Raw genomic sequence first — 22,320 nt, 5'->3', positions numbered from 1 at the left:
GGGTTGAGGTTTGATTTATTTTGTCAGGGGAAGAGATGTTGTGAGTGAATTATCTACAACCCGGTCTATCGATGGCAAATCGGCAACCGGGGCGAGGTCGCCTTTTGTCCCAAAAGAGTTAATGATTCCTTTTGTATTGCTGGTCAGTTGTTTTGCCTTATGGGGGCTGGCACATAACATGACCGATGTCCTCATCGCCCAGTTCCGTAAGGTCTTCACCTTAAGCGATGCTCAATCCAGCCTGGTGCAGACCGCCTTCTACGGTGCTTACTTTTGCCTGGCCCTTCCTGCCGCCATATACATAAAAAAGTTTTCTTACAAATCCGGTGTGCTGCTCGGAATGAGTCTGTTTGCATTTGGCGCCTTGCTGTTTTACCCAGCCAGCCAGACTATGCAATATTCCCACTTTCTGGCAGCCCTGTTTGTACTGGCTGGCGGGCTTTCCATTCTGGAGACCAGTGCTAACCCTTACATTATTGCCATGGGGCCACAAGAGACCGCTACCCAGAGATTGAACTTCGCCCAGTCCTTCAACCCTTTAGGTTCAATTGTCGGGGTCCTGATCGGGAAATTCTATATCCTGAGCCAGCTCAACCCGGCTTCAGTCGCAGAGCGGGTAGCAATGCCGGTTGCCCAGCTTGAGGCCATCCAGTCCCGGGAATTAATGGCTGTTATGGAGCCATACATAGTGACGGCTGCCATCATTCTGGGAGGCTGTCTGTCTATAGCGCTCTGCAAAATGCCAAAAGCGGCAGATGCTTCCGAAGCATACAGCTATTCAAAATCCTTTAGCCGTCTCTTTAAAAAGAAAATATTTATCCGTGGAGTACTGGGGCAGTTTCTTTACATGGGGGCGCAAATTGGCTGCTGGTCATGGACAATTCGTTATGTCATGAATAATGTCGGAGGCACCGAGGCAGAAGCATCAACCTATTACCTCTATTCAATCCTGTTATTCAGTGGAAGTCGCTTCCTTTGTACCTCTCTGATGCGCTATATCGAACCTGCCAATTTACTGGGGGGGCTTGCCACTGTTGCGGCAGTTATGACTATCGTTGTAATGATGAGCGCTGGCTATGCTGGCATTTACGCTCTGGTGGTTATCTCCGGATGCATGTCACTGATGTTTCCTACCATTTACGGCCTCTCTGTAGCTGGGCTGGGTAAGGACACTCAGCTAGGTGGCAGCTGCCTGATTATGGCCATTCTTGGTGGCGCGGTGCTCACCGCGATAATGGGGCGGATTTCAGATATGGCGGGGATTGACTGGGCCTTTATTATTCCGCTGATCGGATTTACTTACCTCACATGGTTTGGTCTCAAAGGGAGCAAAGCCTGATTTCATGGTGAAAAGTTTCTGGCAGGTTGCAATGGCTGCACCTGCCAGTTTGCTGAAGCTTAGCTCAGAGTGACTCTTCGATCCCATATGGTTTTTGCAAAAGGTTCATAAATCAGACAGCGAATATACCTCACAGAACTCCGTACTTGCTTTACCCGTTTGAGCGGATAAAAGCAGTAGCCTTCATTACGCTCTCTTTTCAAAACAACCCGGGTCGTGGATGGAATGTGCCAGTACATGAATCGTTGTCTGACAATATTCATGGAAGAATCTCCTGAGAGAGAGAAGGCGTCCCTTCCAATGCAACAGGCATTCCGTGTTCTGCGTTTGAAAGAAACATTAGTCTTCTTCTCCCTATTGGGAAAGTTCCTGACAAAATGCTCCCGAATTATTTACTTTTCCGGTGCTCTCGAATCTGGTCGTAAGCCGCCTGGATTTCCTGGGTTTTCTGCTTGGCGACTTCCATCATCTCTTCGGGCAGACCTTTGGCCACCAGTTTATCAGGATGATGCTGACTCATCAGCTTACGGTAGGCTCTTTTCACTTCACTGTCTGTTGCAGAAGACTCAACCCCCAGCACTTCATAGGCTTTGGAGAGACTTTTTCCACTGTCTGGACGTGCCCAGCCGCCACCCTGATGCCCCCCGGCATGATAATAAGCTCTCTGAGCCTGAAACCTTTTGTGAAGCAACTCAAAACTGATCTTGCTGACACCCAGTTGATCACATACCTGTTTGAAAACAACCCGCTCAGCCTGAGTCAGGCTGCCATCAGCGTATGCAGCTTGCAGCTGAATTTCAAGAAACAGGGGGAGCAGGGTACTTGAACCTGCGACTCTGCGAAACTCAGCCAGGGCGGCACTGATATCTGCCGAAGGCTGCTTACCCTGGTTAAAAAGATTGATTGCAGCCTCACGCTGATCCGGTGAGAGACGCATCTGATTCATAATGGCCGATGCCATTTCAATCTCATGCTCACTGACTCGCCCGTCAGCCTTGGCCAACTTGCCCATCACCAGAAAAGTGGCCTGAAAAAACGCACTCTGGGCACGCTGACGATTAAAATGCCCCCCGGGACCGCCACCCTGGCGTTGATTGGGATTAATATAATTACGGTTCAACCAGGCGCCCACCAAGCCACCCAAAAACGCCCCGAAAGGTCCTCCAAACACAAAACCGATGAATACACCGATCAGAATTGCCGTCATGTTGCCCTGCTCTGATTTAAATGTCCTTCCAGACTCTGCAAGCGTTCCACTGTGCCGACATCAGTCCAGAGTCCGTGATAATGTTCTCCCGCCACTTTGCCCGAGGCCATTGCATCAATCAACAGGGGTGCGAGTTTAAAGACGCCGGATTTACAATGTGCAAAGAGTTCGGGTGACAATACACTCAGCCCACTGAAAGTCAGCTTGTTCTTACCATCCTTATGAACCCGTCCAAGACTGTCCAGGGCAAAATCACCGACTTTCTTGAAGTCAGGATTATCCACCAACACCAGGTGAGCTAACCCCTTGGGTGTATCTGGTAAAGACTGGAAATCAAAGTCTGTATAAACATCGCCGTTGACCAGCAGGAAAGGATCATCCCCCAGCAACGGTAAAGCCTTGAACACGCCACCACCTGTTTCCAGAGGCTCAGACTCCGCTGAATATTCAATATTCAAGCCCCAGTGGCTGCCTTTGCCCAAAGCCGCAACCAGTTTTTCACCGAGCCAGGCATGATTGATTACTATGTCTGTGAAGCCAGTCTCCGAGAGCTTTTCCAGATGATGTACTATCAGCGGTTTACCACCCACTTCTACCAGTGGCTTGGGTTTTTCCAAAGTCAGTGGCCTGAGTCTTTTTCCCAGGCCGGCAGCCAGAATCATTGCTTTCACTGTTCAGTCTCTTTCCGTGTAGCTGTAATACAATCGTTAAGAATGGGTGCCACAGATTGCCTGAGCCATTTGGCATGAAAATCCAGCTCCTGATAACGTTCACAAACATCCATGACATAAGCGAAGGTTGCTGGTATCTCTGGCAGGTACTGAGGCTTGTTATCCCGGAACCAGAGTCGGGAGAATATTCCGAGACACTTGAGGTGTCGCTGCAATCCAATCCAGTCAAACCATTTAAGGCTGGTTTCAAAATTCACATCTTTCAACTGAGGGTGAGACTTGATAAACATCTTTAACCAACTCTCCACCTTGTCTCTGGGCCAGCTGATATAACAATCTTTCAGCAAAGAAACAGCGTCATACAACACGGGACCATGAAGGGCACCCTGAAAATCAATGACCCCCAGGTTCCCTTGCGAGAGCACCATCAGGTTTCTGGAATGAAAGTCACGGTGAACGACCCCTTTGGGTTGTTGCAAAGCTGTCTCGGTAAGCAGTTCAAACAGCTGGTTGAGTTGCCTGCCGGTAGTGCCTTCAATATCCAACCCCAGCAATTCTTTCAGAAACCATTGGGGATAGATTTCCAGCTCTGTCATCAACAGTTCACGGCTATAAGGGGGGAGTGTGTCAGGCTTACACGTCTGGATTTGCAAAATAATATCCAGCGCTTTTCCATAAAACTCGTCAGCACTGCTATCATTGAGGGCCTGAAGCAACAGGGTGTCGCCAAAGTCATCCACCAGCATAAAGCCTGACTGATGATCAACCGAGTGTACATCTGGCACAGAGACTCCCTGAGCCTTGAGCAAACCCGCAACGGCAACAAAAGCACGGGAGTCTTCAGTCTCTGGTGGAGCGTCTACTGCCAGCAATGAGCCTTCAGGGAGTTGCAATCGATAATAATTTCTGAAGCCGGCATCACCACCCACAGGAATCATTTGGGCAGCCCGGTCGAGTGTAGCCTGGACCGGCGTTAAAGCCTTGTACGCCCAATGCTTTAATTGCTGCAGACGATCGTTTGGAGAGGGTGTCACTTGCTTTACATGTCCTGTGTTGATTGAGAGGCCACCTACAGATTCAGAGGCTCCATTGCTTATGCCTCTTTTACTCTTGAATGTCTATGCAATATTCGGACTGAACAACTGAAGGTTTAACATCAAGGTGTTGAAATGTATTGCACTGAAAGACAGAGTAACACAGACTAGTAATAGTGATATAACTGACCCTACTGATTGTTTACTGCATGAGCAATCGGGCTCAGTCATAAATTGTCAACAAGCCATGGAATGCAAAGTCTTCGGGCAAAATCACTGTCCGCCTGAAACACTCAGCCGGACAATAGCTCATGGTAAAAAGCAGATGTTCGCTCTACGATTTCCAGAGGTCTGCCAGCAATTGACAGAGACTGACCTGAACTTTCATGTTTTCAGAACAGCTGGCGATCATGATAACCACACACAAGACCCGAAACACTGCTTTACAGATGCCCTTATTGATAGGAAATGCTGCTTCCGGCAGCAGGTTGAGTAACAAGGTTCTCTGTACGCATGACAGAGCAGATTTAAACCGCCATCAACCATGGCACGCCGTTTTGTCTCGCTCCGACATAAACCGGAGTTGTGCAAAAAACCTTCAAACCATGGTAACAAGAACGGCACGGGAAAGTTGAGCTCATGGAGAAATACCCTCTACCTTTCAAACCGGCAACATTAACTCTGGCGATTGCTTCCGTGCTGCTTGCCAGCCAACCGACTGTCAGGGTTTATGCCGAATCCACACTATCAGCAGATGATCATTGGAGCTGTAAAGCCAGCCCGGATGGGTCCGGCTGGCACTGTTCTGCCGAGCCGATGGAGCCTGGTGTTATGAATCGGGCGTCTCGCCCCATTGCGCCGGCTGTGACCCAATCCGCTCGAAAGAAAGCCAGCAGTGAAACAGCTACTGTCGTAACCGGCAACAGCCACGCCAACCTCAGGGAAACGCTAGACTGGGTGCCTAAATCCCGGCTCAGCGAGAATGAACGAAAAGCATTGGATCAGGCAACGCCCTGGTGCACAGGTGACTATTCAGAGCCTGCCCGTCCTGGTAAAAACTTCGCGGGCAACTCTGATACAGCACCCATCATTGCCGAATCAGATGAATCCTCTTTTGGTCAAAATGACATAGGAACTCTTACCGGCAACGTCTCTATCAGACAGGGCAATCGTCAGATCCAGAGTGATACGGCCAGAATGAATCGCGCTACCAACTATGCCGAGTTCGAAGGCAACGTGGTCTACCGTGAACCTGGCACCCTGCTGGTAGGTGATTACGCTGATATGCTGCTCGATAGTGGCCGGGCTACCATCAAGAATGCCAGTTACGCCATGCATGGAGCCCATGCCAGAGGGAACTCCGAACAAATCATTCGCAACGAAGACTCTACACTGGTGCTCGAAGATGCCTCTTACACCACCTGCCGCCCCGGTGATGAAAGCTGGCTGCTAACTGGCAGTAATGTCACTCTTGACCCCAATACCGGTTTTGGTTCAGCGCGAAATGCTGTTATTCGGGTCGAAGGGCTACCCATTTTCTATGCCCCCTACATGTACTTCCCCATTGATGATCGTCGTCAATCCGGCTTTCTGTACCCGACAATAGGCTCAGACAGTGAAAACGGCATCGACTTTACCCTGCCCTATTACTGGAATATTGCCCCGAATTACGATGCCACCATCACGCCTCGCATTTTGTCCAGGCGCGGTCTGCTGCTGGAAAACCAATTCCGCTATATGAATGCAAGCGGAGAAGGTGAAGCAGGTATTGCCGGGCTAACCAGTAAGGACAAGCTGGAAAAAGAAAACCCCTATTACGATCAGGAACGCTGGCTGGCCAATGTGCGTTATAAACAGCGTTTTTCTGAGCGTTGGACGGCAGAGCTCGACTATGCCGACGCCAGTGACAAAAATTATATTGAAGACTTTGGTACCAATCTAAACCTGTCCAGTTCTGGTCCGTTGAATCAGAAGATAGGCACCCAATACCTGGGCGGCAGTACTTACAATAACTGGACCTTCAGTCTCAATGCTCACCAGTTCAAGAACATGAGTCAGACGGCTGATGACCCCTATAACAAACTTCCACAGCTGGTCTTCAGTGGTAACTGGCAAGCAGGAGAAACATTGCAGGTCAATTACCTGGCGGATTACACCCAGTTCAGTCGGGATAAAGACTGGCGCTTCGTCAGAGAGATTCAGCATCCGGACTTTGGTGATCCGGATATCAGAGAAAGTGTTTACGACGAAGGCTACGGTATCAAAAAAGCCGAAGGGGGTCGGGCCTTCGGTCAGGCAGGTGTCAGCTACCCAATGAAGACCATTTGGGGCTTCCTGACACCTGAAGTAAAGGTTCGAAGTGTTAACTACAGCCTCAGCAATCTGGTGGCAAGTGAAGTGATCAACGACCTTCAGGGAGCCTATGGTCAATCTGTCATCGACCCGAATGATTTTACCAAATCTCCGAATACCACAGCGGCTTCCTTCAGCCTGGATAGTGGCCTCTACTTTGAGCGTTTTACCAACCTGTTCGGTACTGACTTCACAAACACTCTGGAGCCCAGGGCCAAGTACCTTTATGTGCCTTATGTCGAGAATCAGGAATACAACCCGATTTTCGACACCGCCGCCATGGGCTTCACCTACGGTTCTCTTTGGCTCGATAACCGCTTCAGTGGCTATGATCGTATTGGCGATGCCAACCAGCTCTCTCTGGGCGTTACCACCCGCCTGATTGAAGACGATGGTTTTGAACGGATGCGTTTTGGTATTGGCCAGATTGTCTATTTCCAGGATCGCAAAGTCTACATAGCCAACAATTTAGGCTACGAGAAAGTTCCGGCTGAGGACATTGATGAAAACTTTGTCGCCATGGATGAAAGACTCAAAAGTGAACTGACCGATCCAACCTCTCCCCTGGCATCGGAATTCATCTACAATTTCAATCGCACAATGAGTCTGAGACAGGATTTCTCCTGGAATACCAACGAAAATCGTCTGGACAACTATGGTCTCTACTATCGTTGGCAGCCTGAACAGCGCAAGACTCTGAACCTGGGTTTCCGTTTCAGGGATCAGGTTGATCGCTATGTTCAAGACAAAGATGGACAAAATATTCAGATCGGCACCGACCAGAATGGCAATCCAATCTTTGAAACTGCTGATAACAACGTGAAGCAGACCGACCTGTCCTTTGCCTGGCCGATCCCCGCAACCACTAGTTGGGTTGGTCTGGGTCGCTGGCAATATGATTTAACCAACAAAAGGAACCTGGAGAGCCTTGCGGGCGTCGAATACAACAGTTGCTGTTATCAGGTTCGATTTTTCTGGCGTTCATGGATCGAAACAGACGATAATATCGACCACCCTGATCCGAAGAGCGGTGTTTTCTTCCAGTTCATCTTGCGTGGACTGGGTAATATCACTGGCAGCTCCGGAACGGAATACTTGCAAGGTATCCAAGGTTACGAGATTCACGAGAAGTAATGATGACGGGATTGAAGAGTCTATTCTTTGTCGCCTGCTGCACCCTTGCAGTAGTCGGCGGTACGGCTAACGCCAAGTCGCTACCATTGGATCGCATTGTTGCCGTCGTCGACAAAGACGTGGTGATGGAAAGCGAGCTAAACAACCGTATCGAAGCTGTTCAGCGTCAGTTGAACAGTCGGGATATTCCCATGCCTCCTGACAACATCCTCAAGAAGCAGGTGCTCGACCAGCTGATTCTTGAAAACCTGCAACTGCAGATGGGTCAGCGCGGCGGAATCCGAATTGATGACTGGGCTTTGAATGACGCCATCAGTAAAATCGCCAAGCGAAACGGTATGTCTGTTGAAGCCTTCAAGAAAAATCTTGAATCAGGCGGCCTGTCTTACGCCGCTGCCCGGGAAGAAATTCGTCGCGAGATGATCATCAACCGGGTGCGTCAACGCCAGATTGCCGAGCGCATCCAGATCAGCGAGCAGGAAGTGGACAACTTCCTCAAGTCGCCGGAAGGACAGGCCAGCATGCAAGTTGAATATCGTCTGGGCCATATTCTCATTGCCACACCAGACAATCCGACACCTGATCAGGTTCGGGAAGCTGAAAAGAAAGCCAACAATATTGCTATTCAGCTTGACAGGGGTGCCAACTTTTCCGAAATGGCGCTCAGCTACTCCGGCGGCCAGAACGCTTTAAATGGTGGCGATCTGGGCTGGCGCTCTGCTGATCAGCTGCCAACTCTTTTTGCTGAGCAGGCGTTGAAGATGACAGACGGAGAAGTATCTGCACCGATTCGCAGCCCTGGTGGCTTTCATATCTTCAAACTGATCGACACTCGTGGTAACGAGAAGCATATGGAACATCAGATACACGTTCGTCATATTCTGATCAAGCCCAACGAAATTCGCAGCGATCTTGAAGCGCAGATGCTCGCCAAGAGCCTCTATGACCGAATTGAGAAAGGTGAAGATTTTTCTGAGCTGGCCAAGGCTTATTCTGACGACACTGGCTCAGCTCTCAATGGCGGAGACCTGAACTGGGTTTCTCCCAAGACTCTGGTTCCGGAATTCCAGAAAGCCATGAAAGAAACGCCTGAAAAAGTAGTCAGCGACCCCTTCAAGAGTTCATACGGCTGGCACGTTCTGCAGGTATTGGGTAAACGTAATTCAGACATCAGCGACAAGGTCCGCAGAAACAAAGTGCGTGAAATTCTGGGCAACCGCAAGTTTGAAGAAGAGCTTCAGGTGTGGCTACGTGAAATCAGAGATCAGAGTTACATAGACATACGACTCTGAGACATCCCGAGAAGAATAACGCCCCGGTTTTCCGGGGCGTTGTTTTTTTTGTAGACTCTCTTTTGTGGCACACACTCTATTTTTCATGGCTCATGGCTGACTTATGACACGCAACACACTGCCCAGACTGATCATTACCTCCGGCGAGCCTGCAGGCATCGGACCCGACCTCTGCCTGCAACTGGCTTACCAGAATTTGCCAGTGCAAACAGTGGTCGCTGCCGATCCTGAGCTTCTGGCGCAGCGTGCAGACACTCTGGGAATGGATATAACCTTTGAATTATTCAACCCTGATGAAAAGGAACCTGCCAGAGAAGGAACTCTTCTGGTTGCCCCTGTCTCCCTGACCAAACCCTGCTCAGCCGGACAGCTTAATGAAGCCAACAGCCCCTACGTTCTGGAAATGCTGAGCTATGCCATTGAAGGCTGTCAAAACGGTTTGTTCGATGCCATGGTCACCGCTCCTGTCAGCAAGGAAGTGATCAATAACGCAGGTGTTCCTTTCAGTGGCCATACCGAATTTCTAGCCGAAAAAACCAACACTCAAAAAGTCGTTATGATGCTGGCAACCGAAGGCCTCAGGGTCGCTCTGGCCACCACCCACCTGCCACTTAAGGATGTCTCGTCTGCTATCACACAATCTTCTCTGGAAGAAGTCATCAGAATTCTTCACAGGGATATGGTGACAAAATTTACCATCGAGAACCCCAGAATTCTGGTCTGCGGTCTTAACCCTCACGCTGGAGAAGGGGGTCACCTTGGCATGGAAGAAATAGAAACCATTATTCCGGTACTGAATCAGTTAAACCATGAAGGTATGAATCTGGTAGGTCCTCTGCCAGCCGACACGCTCTTTAACCCGAAATATCTTGAAAATGCTGACGCTGTTCTGGCGATGTACCATGATCAGGGTTTGCCGGTTCTGAAATACAAAGGCTTTGGTAATGCCGTCAATATTACCCTGGGGCTTCCCGTTATTCGTACCTCTGTCGATCACGGCACGGCTCTGGATCTGGCCGGGACTGGAAAAGCCGATTCGGGCAGCCTGTTTACCGCTATCCGCTATGCTCTCGATATGGTTCAGTAGCCAAATGGCTTATCTGCCGCTATTATAGCGCCCCCTCTGTTGCTGGTTTAGTTTGTCAAAAGCATGGCTGAAATTCCCTACCACAAGGCCCGTAAACGATTTGGTCAGAACTTTCTGCACGATCACGGTGTCATTCAACGGATTATCCGTTCCATACACCCAAAGGCGGGCGACCGAATTGTGGAAATTGGCCCAGGTCAGGGTGCACTGACCGAATTTCTGCTGGACGCTGCCGGGCAACTGGACGTGGTTGAACTGGACAGAGATCTGATCCCGACTCTGAAGCTCAGGTTTGGCCTGAATCCTGAGTTCAGAATTCACGAAGGAGACGCCCTAAAGTTTGATTTCTCCTCTCTTATTAAAGAGGGTCAAACACTTAGACTGGTGGGCAACCTGCCCTACAACATATCCACCCCCCTGATTTTCCACCTGCTTGAGTTCCAGGGGCTGATCAGCGATATGTACTTTATGTTGCAAAAAGAGGTTGTGGAAAGACTGGCAGCGCAGCCCGGTGAAAAGCACTATGGGCGTTTGGGCATCATGGCCCAGTACTACTGCAAGGTAGACAATCTGTTCGTTGTGGGCCCGGGCTGTTTCAAACCAGCCCCCAAAGTTGACTCAGCCATTGTACGACTTGAGCCTTATAATGAGTTACCTTGCCCGGCGGATGACGTAAACCTTTTGGAAAGGGTTGTTCGGGAAGCTTTCCAGCAACGCCGTAAAACCATGCGAAACACTCTGAAAAAGCTGATCTCTGCCGACGCACTCACTGAACTGGGTGTTGACCCAGCGAGTCGCCCTGAAACGGTGACGCTGCCCGAGTTTGTTGCCATCGCCAACTATCTGCATACATCTGCCATGAACGACTGAAACAATTGTTCATCACCCTCGGGGATGAACAATTTTTCACCGTGAAAAGCTGCTATTAAATGCTAAACAGCAAGACAGCTTGCATGCCCGCTGCTCACTGAGTTACTACTATTAGCAGGGAAATGTATATTAGCAGGGAAATACAGTTTTCAGTAGTGTGGAGAAGAACCTCCATCCGGCCAACGAAGAAAAGGATATTTTTTCGAGTCGGTCAGAAGCTTATCCTGAAACAGACACCTGATCAGGAAAAGCCTTTGGGCATTTCCACCAGGCATTCCTCAATTTGATGTTAAAAATCAGCAACCTTTATAAGTCATTTATTGCTGCTCCACATTGAAAGGTTCAGGAGATTATAGTTAATGACCGTTTACGCCGTAGGTGATATCCAGGGATGTTACGAACCTCTCAGACGCCTGCTTGACAAAGTCCGTTTCAAGCCTGGCCGCGATCAATTGTGGGTGGCGGGAGATATGGTAAACCGTGGCCCCGACTCACTGGCCACGCTTCGCTACCTGAAAAGTCTCGGTAGCCATTGTACTGCTGTTCTGGGGAACCATGACCTGCACCTGCTAGCTGTTGCTGCACGCGTTCGCCGATCTAAAAGGAAAGACACATTAGCCCCTCTACTCAGCGCCCCTGACCGGGACTCACTGCTTGATTGGTTAAGGTACCGCCCACTGATTCATCATGATAAAAAACGCAAAGTCACCATGGTGCATGCCGGAATTCCCCCGATCTGGACTCTGAAGCAGGCCTGCCTTTATGCAGGCAAGCTGGAAAAAGCGCTTCAGGGAGAAAACTATCAGGAGTTTCTTCAGTTTTTATTCAAATCAGACTCCATCAGCTCTATGGAAGAGGCCTATACCCGTCGAGCTCGTCTCAAACTGACCGCAGCCTACCTGACACGGATGCGTTTTTGTGACCAATACGGTCGGCTTGACCTCGATAACAAGACAGCATCTGCCTCAGAGACATTCGCCCCCTGGTACAGCTTTCCTGACAGCCCGGTCTACAAGGAACGTATTATTTTTGGTCACTGGGCCGCCCTGGAAGGCAACAGTCAGCGAAAAAAAATCCATGCTCTCGATACCGGTTGCGTCTGGGGACGCTGCCTCACTGCCCTGAACCTGGACGACTACACTACCACCTCAGTAGACTGCTGCTATGAGGATGAATGAAATGGCTAAGAGAAGTTTGTTGAACACTTTGGGCCCTTAAGTACTCAACCATACGAAGTCATATTTTCTGACTTTTTGTTCAGGCACTCGCGGCAACTGCTCCTGCGTTGCTCTAGCTCCTGCATCCATGCAGTCGTGATGCGTTGCAACTCTGGTCACATAGCTTGCTATGTTCCCGTCGTTGCGCCTTGCAGAGCACCTGCCCAATAAGCCAAAAATATTCGATTCCGTGTGACTGAGTACTTAGCGCCTTCTTTTGAAATTCTGACTTTGCTCGGAACTCCCGGTATTGTGTTCTCTTTTTTGGTGCTTCAAAAGAGCCTCATGATTCATACAGACTACCCCGCATCCACAGGTTACTGGATCGTAGTCGTCTGCCCCCCAGGCATCACCTGTAAAGATTGCCTCTGGATGCAGCGTGCAGCTGTTTGTTGGGTCATCCATCGTAAACGTAAATTTAAATGTATGGGGTTGCTCAAAGGGCTGTGTTTCTGCCATCTCATTATCATAACAAGTGTGGGTCGTCGAATTCTCCAGCGGACCCAGCGACCAATCAGCTGACTCGCTAATATCGATTATTTGAGGGAGTTTACAGACACCTGCGCAGGAATCGACAAAACAATTTAAACCCAAAGTATGCTGGGGTTGTCCAGAGCCTTCGTTACCGCCGCCAGAGCCTGAAGACCAAAAGCTGGAAAAAGCTTGGGGGGTTGCGGTTCCTGAGGCTTGCTGACCGGATGATGATGCTTCTGCTGATGGCGCTTTTTGTTGTTGACTGTGACCAGGAAGCATCATAGTGGTGACCGCAAACGGGTCACCCTGAGTTGCCTCCAGTTGACCCAACGGTTTATAGAACGGTGAATCGGCGTTCCAATAGCTTTTCAAAAGCGCGCCTACAGCAGCAAGTGCTTCTGCAGTCAGACGTGAGTATAGTTTAGAGTCAGGGGTGCCATTGGTGGTCAGAACCAGTTCGTAAGCAACCAGCAGATTAGCAGCGTAAATCAGTTGCCAAGAAATCGACTCAATAAAAGACGTTTTCACTCCGTAACCGCCAAGACTGAATGCTTCGTTATCAGGTGGCAAATTCGATCCTGAATCGGCGTCGACACCGTATGACGGCTTGTCAGACAATCCATGCTCGCCAGACATTATGGAAAAGCTCTCGCCCGGGTAAACGCCACTCTGTTCAAACTCGACAACAAAACTTCCTTTCAATGATCTGGCCTGACAAATCACAGACAGAGAGAGCATCAGCAACAGCAGTGCCAAAGAGAGTGGTTTTTTCAAAATTTTTTCCTTACATCTGTTTTGTGTTTTATGTCTTCTGTCTTGTGTTTTTGATTTATTAGATTGGAAAAGTAGACAAAGAAAGTGATAGTTCAAGAAAGCAAGCGTATTTTTCTGTCAAAAACCAAAGGTTTCACTGGTAAAAAAAACCGCTGCGGCAAACCCGCTACAGCAGAATAGTCACCGGCTTTTTACAACCGTTCTGAAGACTTCTGTCATCTTTTTGTGATTTTGTTTTCTACTTCCTATAAAGTTTCCCTAAGGTCTCGTACAATACTCGCCGACAAAGCCATTAGCGCTATAATGAACCCCCTATAGCGAACTCCGTTAACAGCGGTTCAGCGCCATTGCATCGCGGTGGCTCAACAAGAATGATAAAAGAAGCTACGGAACTGGCTAGATATGGCACGAAAACCAACAAAAACAGCCACATTCGTCTGGGAAGGTAAGGACAAGAGTGGACGGAAGGTCAAGGGAGAAATCCAGAGTGGTAGTATTGCCCTGGTCAAGGCCGAACTCCGTAAGCAGGGAATCAGCACCACAAAAGTCAGAAAAAAAGGTATGTCACTGGGCACAAAGGGCGGCAAGATCAAGCCCATGGACATTGCCCTGTTTACCCGCCAGCTCGCTACCATGATGAAAGCAGGTGTACCCCTGCTTCAGGCTTTTGATATTACCTCTGACGGCATCGAAAAGCCTGCCATGAAAGATCTCATTGGCAAAATCAAGAATGATGTTGCCGGTGGTTCCACCTTGGCCGACGCTCTGAGAAACCATCCCATTCATTTTGATGACCTCTATTGCAACCTGGTCGCTTCCGGTGAGCAGTCAGGCTCTCTGGAGTCACTGCTGGACAGAATCGCCACCTACAAAGAGAAGACCGAGGCCCTCAAGGCAAAAATCAAAAAAGCAATGAAATACCCCATCGCAGTCGTGGGCGTTGCGATGATCGTAACCGGTATTCTGCTGGTCTATGTAGTGCCTCAGTTTGAGGAAGTATTCCAGGGGTTTGGAGCCGAGTTGCCTGCCTTTACCCAGCTGGTTATCGGTATCTCTGAAGTGGTTCAGAGTTCATGGCATCTGGCGATAGCCGTTCTTGTCGCCTTCGGATTCCTGTTCAAAAAACTGTTGCAGAAGTCCAAAGCAACCAGAGACAAAATGGATCGAATCACCCTCAAGATCCCGGTGATTGGTGTTATTCTTGATAAATCAGCGGTAGCCCGATTTGCCAGGACTTTATCGACGACGTTTGCCGCCGGTGTCCCCCTGGTGGATGCCCTCGATTCGGTTGCCGGTGCTGCAGGTAACGTCGTCTATTTCGATGCTACCCAACGGATCAAGGAAGACGTATCCAGCGGTCAGCAACTCCAATTTGCCATGAGAAACTCCGGCATATTCCCTGCCATGGCCGTTCAGATGGTGTCGATTGGTGAAGAATCTGGCGCTCTGGATGAAATGCTCGATAAGGTCGCTACCTTTTACGAAGACGAAGTCGACAACATGGTAGATGGACTGACCAGTTTGATGGAACCTTTGATCATGTCGGTTCTTGGTGTGCTGGTTGGTGGTCTTATTATTGCGATGTATTTGCCTATCTTCCAGTTGGGGTCTGTTGTGTAGAAACATTTTGATGATGACCTGAAAAAAGCACTGGAGGCTGGTGATTTAGTGGAGATTAGCTATGAGTGATTTACTGGACGCAATGCATGAAACCTCCAAGGGCTTGTATGACGCTGGCATTATGAATACCACGACCATGCACAAGTTCGATGCACTATGTTTACCACCAGTAAAGGCGTTGGCTCCAACGCAGATTAAGCATTTGCACCCTAAATGCAAAGTCAGCCAGTCTGTCTTTGCAGCATTTTTGAATGTTAGCCCGTCCACCGCCGTGCAGAAATGAGAAACGGTCAGCAGCACACGAGGCCGGAATTCTGTCCAATTGGGCTTCAAATGACTCGGGTGACATGATTGGGCGAGGTGTTACGGCGTTTTTGCTAGGAGCCTGACCGAGAATAGCGCCCGTAGCGAGGACGGCAGAAAATTGAGGATGAAAATTCGGTTTAGTGAGGAGAATAGCGAGCTATTTGACGAACAAAAGCGGATTTTCAGACCAATTTGCTGCCGCCGCAGTAGGGCAGACTATTCTCGGTCAGGCTCCTAGCGTGCTGGCTAATTCTATACATGTTTCGATGGGCAGCCACATATCAAGTTTTGTTTCATCTTCTGGATAGGCTAGACAAAAACCATATTGTTCATAAAATGAAACAACGGTTGCCATCATTGGATCAACAAATAATCCGATAGTTGAAATCTGGTCTGCAACAAGTACCGTTCGATAAATAGCATCAATTAGTAACATTTCCCCTAATCTCTGCCCTTGATATGAGGTAGCTACGGCGAGTCTTGCAAGCTTTACGGCACTCAGAGGATGCGGGTACTTCTGGTAATATTGATGTGCCGGAGGAACTGTTACTGAATATCCAGTCAGAGTGTAATAACCGGTGATAGTCTTTGATGACGATTCCTGGCAAGCCACATAGGTTTTTGAAATGTGTTTTACACTCTTTTGTCGAGCCTGCTGTTGTAAAAATCTATTTAATTCTTCAATACCGCAATCAAAGATCTTGCGATCATGATTGCGTGTGATTTCCTCAATGATTAGTGACATTCACAGTGTCCTTATAATTCCTGGCTGCTTCCAATAATTTCCCATTTGCTTTAGGAGGATTTTCCAGGGCTTCAAATAGTGCATCAGCCCCCTTCATGGAAAGTTGTAATGATTCAGTTTGTGTTATCACAGTGCGAGCCTTCTCCATTGCAGAATCAATTAGAAACTGAGAAAGAGATGCACCGGAATAATCAGCAGCTCGTTGGATAATGTCCTGAATATCCTTGGATGTTCGTGCTACAAGCCGTGTTTCTTTACGATCTGGAATTGAGGCCATAAATCACCTATTAGTTAATTATCGAATAGATGTGTGTCATTATGGCATACAGGAAGATCATTAACCAATAAATTAATTGCCTCACCACATGGTATTCGGCCTGCAAAATTGCTTTCACCCGGTGGCTTATGGATTCGTTCCCGAGCTCCTGTGGTTGCTTCATCTTTGCTCTGGCAGGTCTGAAGCCAATTTCTGCCAGCCTGGTTCTGTTCAACAAGAGAACCAACGGTTAATTCACACAGGTCAATACTGGACCTCGCAGGTTCCTGAGAAATCCATCCTGTACCTCTGCACCGGTCACAGATCCCGGCCAGGCTGAAACTGCCTCACCAATTCGGCAGTTCTGTGCTGACACCATTCCCAACAAAATGAAGTCCCAAGCGAACACATGATATCGAGACTCAATCCTGCGGCTGTAGTACCTTCTGTCTTCGCTTCACAACCAGCGTTATCTCTGGCTGTGCAAGACGCACTTCCGGTCCTGCCCAATTTGGAACGCACTGCGTTCCAGTTTGCAAAAGCCAGATAAAAAGCGCATGTAAAGCAGGTCGCGACATTCGCCTATGCGTAGCCGCTGTGCGAGGAGTTAGCTGTCATCGTCAGCATTTTGGATACGGGGGTAGTTACCTGAAATTTCAAAGAGTGAGTGAGCTATAAGTGCAAGCCTATAAAGAGAAGCCATGCCAGTGTGATGAATATATGCATCATTAATAAGTGCAGCTATGGCTCTTTCATTTTCTGTATCTGAATTGTAATTTGCCTGGCTACCATTGTAAAAATGGTTAAATCTTTTAAATGTATTAAAATCCCAATCTCTAGTCCTGTTTCTAATAAATTTGATAACTGAAGATCCTCGACCGAAATTTCTTTTAAGCTTAGCTAAGGCTTCTTGTTCGTGGAGCGTATATTCTTGAGTGTTTTTTCCCAAATCCGGGTCATCTCCATAATTAAGCCATTGCCCTACAATATCAGAGCAATAACTTGTATTCTTAACCATAATAATGCCTGTATTCGGTAAATGACCACCATCTAAGAAATCTGACTCTTCATAGTACCAGTAGTCCCGAGAAGTTATAATGCAAACTTTCTCATCAACTGAATCTATTATTTTATCAAGATGGCTTTGATCATTCTTGAAATCATTGATCACAATATCATCATCAATCCAGGCAATCCATTTCCCAGGTTTTACCCGACCCTCTTTCAGGAATTTCTTAATTAAAAATATTTTCCCCCAATAAGGCTGCATACCTTGCATCCAATTCATCAAATCTACTGAGTCATCATCCTGACTATTCTGGCTAAACAATACAAACTTATAGTTAGTGCGTCTTGCTTTTGAAAATGCCAAATGATTTTTTGCAACGGCCAGTGAATAGGGTTTCCAGGTTCCTCCCGATAGAATAAAGTCTATATTTTTCAATCCATGTATTGCATTGCCATCAATTTCAGAGGCATTTGGAACAGAAGAAAGAGCTGCTTTAAGAATATTTGGCTTGTTGAAATTTGTCTTGGAATATCTAGAATAATTATCTCGATATGATTTAGATTGTCCTTCAAAATCAGCTTTATTACTGATTTCTAATTCAAGGTTATTTTTAACATTCACATATAAATAACTCTCTTTAGAAAGCTCTGTATAAATATATTTATTTAAATTATGCTTTTTATCCTCATTTTCTATTTCAGTGATACTTTGCTCATATGGGCTTTTCCAGAATCTATTATCACCATCGCTTGGAATTGTGCTGTCAGCTGAAAGCCATAAAGGGATTAATGATAGAGAAATGTATCTATATTTTTTCATAACGCTTAGAATTCCATTTAATATTCATATATTTTCGGCATCATCATGATATTTTAAACAGGATGGGATGCAACTAACAAAACCTTCCAACCGACGCACCTCAGGCGTGCGGTTGAAGGCGGACCCGCTGTGTCATGATTATTGTCCCGGTTATTAATTAATCTACTAATAAAACCGTCGGCGGTAGACAGTTTATCGTTCCTCGTTATTCTGAAGAACGGAAAGCCGCTATAAGTACCTGGCCAGTTGGTTTCGCATATTCTGGCGAGTGGATTTTTTCATCCTTCAAGGCGCAACGACGGGCGCGTAGCCATAGCTACGCAACCAGAGTTGGAACGCAGAAGGGTGGAAAAAGCCGCCGTCCAGAATATGCGAAACCAACTGGTTAGGTACTTATTATTGAAAAAGCTTTTACCATCCGTTAATCGCTCTGTTCCCTAGCAGCCTGTCGGACTTAAGACTGTCCTACTGCGGTTGCAATAAATTGGTCTAAAAATCTCTGTTTCTTCGTCAAATAGCTCGCTATTCTCCTCAGAAACAGAGATTTTTATCCTCAATTTCTTGCAATCCTCGCTACGGACGCTTAAGTCCGACAGGCTGCTAGGTTGACTAAAAAGAAGGCATTAGTGAGCGACTGGCAGCATTTGAAGCGATTGCTGCAGAACTCTAGACAAATCCACACTGACTATATTGGGTGCCTTGGCTGGTAACAGTTTCCGGCACCTGTCAGTATTTTTAATACATTGTCATTATGGTCTGAGTCGCTGGCAGGCCATAAAGACTTTCAAAGGATAACCCGACAACTCAATTGAGACTGCACCCAAGAATGCACTGACGCCAAAAATCAAGTAGAGTAACCCCAGAAACAGCCATGAGCCATAGTGTCGCTGCTATCGAATTATAATGCGTCTCTGAACCTGAACGAGTGGCACTTTAATACTAAGAAAACCGGATTTATTGACTAATGGCACTCATAGAATTACTGCAATCTTCGCCCACTTACTTCTACCTGACCCTGACTCTGGTCGGCCTTCTGGTCGGTAGTTTTCTCAATGTTGTTATTTTGCGCCTGCCGGTGATGATGGAACGTCAGTGGAAGCTGGATTGTCTGGAAACACTTCATCCGGACAAGGTGCCCACTGAGATGGAGCCTTATAACCTGATCAAGCCCGACTCCACCTGTCCAGGCTGTGGTCACAAGATTCGGGCCTGGGAAAATATTCCGGTTATCAGCTACCTGTTTTTGAAAGGTCGTTGTTCTTCCTGCAAAGCCTCTATTTCTGCCCGCTATCCGATCATTGAGATGATCTCTGCCCTGCTGACCGTTGCTGTTGGTATCTACTTTGGCGCCACTCTCCAGACAGTTTTACTTTGCTTTTTAGTCTGGTCCCTGCTGGCATTGACCATGATTGACCTGGACACCCAACTGCTGCCAGACAGCATTACCCTGCCCTTACTCTGGCTGGGCTTACTGACCAACAGCTTTGAATTATTTATTCCGTTGCAGGACGCAGTGCTGGGTGCTGCTGCCGGTTATCTTTCGCTCTGGTCTGTTTACTGGTTATTCAAACTGCTGACGGGCAAAGAAGGTATGGGCTATGGTGACTTTAAACTACTCGCTGCGCTCGGTGCCTGGATAGGTTGGCAAATGCTGCCACTGATTATTCTGCTGTCTTCACTGGTAGGAACCATTGTCTCAGTGGTACTGATCATTCTCAAAAAACAGGAACGGAGCAAACCTGTTCCTTTTGGACCTTATCTGGCCGCTGCCGGTTTTATTGCCCTGCTTTGGGGGGAAACACTGGTTCAATCTTATCTGCAGATTATGGGGCTGTGAGCTGAGCATGAGTAAGTTGGTTATTGGCGTAACGGGCGGCATCGGCAGTGGTAAAACAGCCGTTACCGACTACTTTTCCAGTCTCGGTATTACCGTGGTGGACGCAGACCAGGCTTCAAGAGAAGTGGTGGAACCCGGTCGGCCAGCTCTGCAAAAAATTGCAGAACGACATGGTCAGGATATTCTTACTGATGAAGGTACACTGGATCGAAGAAAACTCAGGGATATTATTTTCAATGACGACAGCGAACGTGTATGGCTGGAACAGCTGCTGCACCCTTTGATCCGTCATCAAATTATTCAGGAACTGGCAGCGTCTGAGTCTCCTTACACCATCATCGTTTCACCGCTTCTGGTGGAAACCGATCAACATGTGCTCACCGATCGCATTCTGGTTGTCGATGTCCCTGAAGACATTCAGCTTTCAAGAACCATGAGTCGGGACGGCATGGGCAAAGAACAAACCCGGGCCATTATGGCCAGGCAAGCCTCCCGGCAACAGAGGCTGGAGAAAGCCAGCGACGTAGTTGATAACAGCGGCTCTCTGGAGCAGCTGTTTCAACAGCTGGATGAGGTTCACAAGACTTACATGGCTTTGGCAAACGCATGAGCCCTGTTGGGGAAGCCTGGTTTTGCCCGGACCCTCAAATGCCCGGACGCCATCCGTTGGTAATCGGGTATCGGCGGTCTCGCCCAAAACCACGGGGAGTAATGCGAACCCCGACCACCGCCTGCCGACGTTTGAACTCATTAACATCAATCAGGCGCAGTACCCGATAGACAGTATCCCGGTCAAAACCGGATTCGATAATGGCTTCCGCGCTTTTATCTTCTTCCACATACATTTCGATGATTCGATCCAGTTCATCGTAGGGAGGCAGGCTGTCTTCATCCACCTGGTCCGGTGCCAGTTCGGCGGAAGGCGGGCGATCGATCACTCGTTGCGGAATCACATAGCCCAAAGAATTTCGGTACTCGGACAATTCAAAAACAAGCGTTTTTGGCACATCTTTCAGGGCATTGTAACCACCGCACATATCACCATAGAGCGTGGCATAGCCTACCGCCATTTCACTCTTGTTACCGGTAGTGAGGACCATGTAACCTTTTTTGTTGGAAATAGCCATCAGCATAACGCCCCGGCAACGGGACTGAAGGTTTTCTTCTGTAGTGTCCTTTTGGGTATTCTCAAACTGGGCACTCAGCGTTTCCATAAACGCATCAAACATCGGTGCAATGGGCATGACGGAGTAATCGACACCCAGAATATCGGCTTCTTCACGGGCATCTTCCAGACTCATGTTTGAGGTATAACGGAATGGCATCATAACCGCCTGCACCCGCTCAGCGCCCAGGGCGTCAGAGGCAATGGCCAGAGTCAGAGCGGAATCAATACCACCAGATAAACCTAAAACAACGCCTTTGAAGCCATTTTTATTCACATAATCACGAACACCTGTAACCAGAGCTTTGTAAACCCTTTCATGAAGGCCTGGCAGCTCTGCGACGTCTTCCTGGTCAAAAGCCTTGTCTACTATGTCGAAACGGGTTGTGTAGAGACCTTCAGCAAAGTAATCGGCCCTGACAGCAACCTGCCCATTGCCGTTCATAGCAAAAGAGCCACCGTCAAACACCAGTTCATCCTGACCACCCAGCAGGTTGACATAAAGCACAGGAAGACCCGTTTCCAGACAACGGCTGCGGATGGTTTGGTAACGGATAGATTGCTTATCTTTGTGAAAGGGAGACGCATTGAGACTCAAAATCAGCTCGGCCCCGGCATCCGCAGCCTGCTGGGCTGAAGAGGGATACCATAGATCTTCACAGACAGTCAGTGCCAGCGTTACCCCTTTACACTCAAAGACGCAGGGTTTCTGTCCCGGCATGAAATAGCGTTTTTCATCGAAAACCTGGTAATTCGGCAGATGTTGTTTGGCGTATCGGGCCACCACCTGACCGTCTCTCAACACCACGGCCTGATTTTCCAAACCATGTGCCCCCATGGCGGGCAGTCCAATCACCAGGTCAACGCCTTTAATCACACTGAGCTTGCTGATGGCCTGCTCAATTCTTAACACCATACTGGGCCTGAGTAACAGATCTTCAGGAGGATACCCACAAAGTGTCAATTCAGGAAAAACCACCAGATCGGCCTGATGCTGATCACGGGCTTCTTCAGCCGATTCGATCACCTGTTGGGTGTTGCCGTCGATGTCGCCCACCTTGAGGTTAAGCTGAGCCATGACGATATTGAGCTTTGCTGACATTGAAAAGCCT

Annotated in this window: 19 protein-coding genes; 10 read left to right on the top strand and 9 right to left on the bottom strand. The window is 48.2% G+C overall.

What is annotated here, in order from left to right:
* The first annotated feature begins 40 nt into the window (after positions 1 to 40).
* Complete coding sequence (fucP, locus tag ACOJUN_RS16260; protein ID WP_422132984.1) at positions 41 to 1,339, top strand: L-fucose:H+ symporter permease; 1,299 nt, start codon at positions 41 to 43, stop codon at positions 1,337 to 1,339.
* 59 nt (positions 1,340 to 1,398) lie between these two features.
* Here the strand turns inward: fucP and ACOJUN_RS16255 are convergent, their stop codons facing one another.
* The 4 genes from ACOJUN_RS16255 to ACOJUN_RS16240 all read right to left on the bottom strand — a co-directional run bounded on the left by ACOJUN_RS16255 (position 1,399) and on the right by ACOJUN_RS16240 (position 4,251).
* Complete coding sequence (locus ACOJUN_RS16255) at positions 1,399 to 1,602, bottom strand: hypothetical protein (protein ID WP_422132983.1); 204 nt, start codon at positions 1,600 to 1,602, stop codon at positions 1,399 to 1,401.
* A gap of 125 nt (positions 1,603 to 1,727) precedes the next feature.
* Positions 1,728 to 2,546, bottom strand: coding sequence for a co-chaperone DjlA (gene djlA, locus ACOJUN_RS16250; protein WP_422132982.1), 819 nt, complete (start codon positions 2,544 to 2,546; stop codon positions 1,728 to 1,730).
* Entirely contained in the window at positions 2,543 to 3,208 is a 666-nt protein-coding gene (gene murU / locus ACOJUN_RS16245) for an N-acetylmuramate alpha-1-phosphate uridylyltransferase MurU (RefSeq protein WP_422137082.1), read from the bottom strand. The genes djlA and murU overlap by 4 nt, the downstream gene beginning before the upstream one ends.
* Positions 3,209 to 3,213: 5 nt before the next feature.
* Entirely contained in the window at positions 3,214 to 4,251 is a 1,038-nt protein-coding gene (locus ACOJUN_RS16240) for an aminoglycoside phosphotransferase family protein (protein WP_422132981.1), read from the bottom strand.
* 639 nt (positions 4,252 to 4,890) lie between these two features.
* Between ACOJUN_RS16240 and ACOJUN_RS16235 the strand changes: the two genes are divergently transcribed.
* The 5 genes from ACOJUN_RS16235 to ACOJUN_RS16215 all read left to right on the top strand — a co-directional run bounded on the left by ACOJUN_RS16235 (position 4,891) and on the right by ACOJUN_RS16215 (position 12,164).
* Positions 4,891 to 7,737, top strand: coding sequence for an LPS-assembly protein LptD (locus tag ACOJUN_RS16235; protein WP_422132980.1), 2,847 nt, complete (start codon positions 4,891 to 4,893; stop codon positions 7,735 to 7,737).
* The gene (locus ACOJUN_RS16230) at positions 7,737 to 9,029 is read left to right on the top strand and encodes a peptidylprolyl isomerase (RefSeq protein ID WP_422132979.1); all 1,293 of its coding nucleotides are present in this window, start codon (positions 7,737 to 7,739) and stop codon (positions 9,027 to 9,029) included. Before ACOJUN_RS16235 ends, ACOJUN_RS16230 begins: the two co-directional genes overlap by 1 nt.
* A gap of 103 nt (positions 9,030 to 9,132) precedes the next feature.
* The gene (gene pdxA / locus ACOJUN_RS16225; RefSeq protein WP_422132978.1) at positions 9,133 to 10,116 is read left to right on the top strand and encodes a 4-hydroxythreonine-4-phosphate dehydrogenase PdxA; all 984 of its coding nucleotides are present in this window, start codon (positions 9,133 to 9,135) and stop codon (positions 10,114 to 10,116) included.
* Between the two features lie 63 nt (positions 10,117 to 10,179).
* Positions 10,180 to 10,986, top strand: a complete 807-nt coding sequence (rsmA, locus tag ACOJUN_RS16220) for a 16S rRNA (adenine(1518)-N(6)/adenine(1519)-N(6))-dimethyltransferase RsmA (RefSeq protein WP_422132977.1) — start codon at positions 10,180 to 10,182, stop codon at positions 10,984 to 10,986.
* 359 nt (positions 10,987 to 11,345) lie between these two features.
* Positions 11,346 to 12,164: a symmetrical bis(5'-nucleosyl)-tetraphosphatase gene (locus ACOJUN_RS16215; RefSeq protein WP_422132976.1), complete on the top strand. Its 819-nt coding sequence runs from the start codon at positions 11,346 to 11,348 to the stop codon at positions 12,162 to 12,164.
* Between the two features lie 243 nt (positions 12,165 to 12,407).
* Here the strand turns inward: ACOJUN_RS16215 and ACOJUN_RS16210 are convergent, their stop codons facing one another.
* On the bottom strand, positions 12,408 to 13,451 hold the full coding sequence (locus ACOJUN_RS16210) for a hypothetical protein (RefSeq protein ID WP_422132975.1): 1,044 nt from the start codon (positions 13,449 to 13,451) through the stop codon (positions 12,408 to 12,410).
* A 402-nt stretch (positions 13,452 to 13,853) separates the two neighbouring features.
* On the opposite strand from ACOJUN_RS16210, the gene ACOJUN_RS16205 reads away from it, so the two are divergent.
* Both ACOJUN_RS16205 and ACOJUN_RS16200 read left to right on the top strand, forming a co-directional pair.
* Positions 13,854 to 15,071: a type II secretion system F family protein gene (locus tag ACOJUN_RS16205; protein WP_422132974.1), complete on the top strand. Its 1,218-nt coding sequence runs from the start codon at positions 13,854 to 13,856 to the stop codon at positions 15,069 to 15,071.
* Between the two features lie 61 nt (positions 15,072 to 15,132).
* The gene (locus ACOJUN_RS16200) at positions 15,133 to 15,354 is read left to right on the top strand and encodes a transcriptional regulator (RefSeq protein ID WP_422132973.1); all 222 of its coding nucleotides are present in this window, start codon (positions 15,133 to 15,135) and stop codon (positions 15,352 to 15,354) included.
* A gap of 249 nt (positions 15,355 to 15,603) precedes the next feature.
* On the opposite strand, the gene ACOJUN_RS16195 is transcribed toward ACOJUN_RS16200, so the two are convergent.
* The 3 genes from ACOJUN_RS16195 to ACOJUN_RS16185 all read right to left on the bottom strand — a co-directional run bounded on the left by ACOJUN_RS16195 (position 15,604) and on the right by ACOJUN_RS16185 (position 18,206).
* A complete protein-coding gene (locus tag ACOJUN_RS16195; RefSeq protein ID WP_422132972.1) occupies positions 15,604 to 16,122 on the bottom strand; it encodes a hypothetical protein in 519 nt (172 codons plus the stop codon).
* Complete coding sequence (locus ACOJUN_RS16190) at positions 16,106 to 16,399, bottom strand: DUF1778 domain-containing protein (protein ID WP_422132971.1); 294 nt, start codon at positions 16,397 to 16,399, stop codon at positions 16,106 to 16,108. The genes ACOJUN_RS16195 and ACOJUN_RS16190 overlap by 17 nt, the downstream gene beginning before the upstream one ends.
* A gap of 586 nt (positions 16,400 to 16,985) precedes the next feature.
* A complete protein-coding gene (locus tag ACOJUN_RS16185) occupies positions 16,986 to 18,206 on the bottom strand; it encodes a hypothetical protein (RefSeq protein ID WP_422132970.1) in 1,221 nt (406 codons plus the stop codon).
* Between the two features lie 964 nt (positions 18,207 to 19,170).
* Between ACOJUN_RS16185 and ACOJUN_RS16180 the strand changes: the two genes are divergently transcribed.
* Positions 19,171 to 20,043 (top strand): prepilin peptidase, encoded by an 873-nt coding sequence (locus tag ACOJUN_RS16180; protein ID WP_422132969.1) that lies wholly within the window; start codon positions 19,171 to 19,173, stop codon positions 20,041 to 20,043.
* Positions 20,044 to 20,050: 7 nt separating this feature from the next.
* A complete protein-coding gene (gene coaE, locus ACOJUN_RS16175; RefSeq protein ID WP_422132968.1) occupies positions 20,051 to 20,653 on the top strand; it encodes a dephospho-CoA kinase in 603 nt (200 codons plus the stop codon).
* A gap of 34 nt (positions 20,654 to 20,687) precedes the next feature.
* Here the strand turns inward: coaE and ACOJUN_RS16170 are convergent, their stop codons facing one another.
* Positions 20,688 to 22,310 (bottom strand): NAD+ synthase, encoded by a 1,623-nt coding sequence (locus ACOJUN_RS16170; protein ID WP_422132967.1) that lies wholly within the window; start codon positions 22,308 to 22,310, stop codon positions 20,688 to 20,690.
* Positions 22,311 to 22,320: the final 10 nt, after the last annotated feature.

It is taken from the genome of Endozoicomonas sp. ALD040, assembly GCF_049275945.1.
In the GTDB taxonomy this organism is placed as follows: Bacteria; Pseudomonadota; Gammaproteobacteria; order Pseudomonadales; family Endozoicomonadaceae; genus Endozoicomonas_A.
The sequence above is the reverse complement of the archived record's forward strand: the minus strand, read 5'-3'. Positions and strand labels throughout refer to the sequence as shown.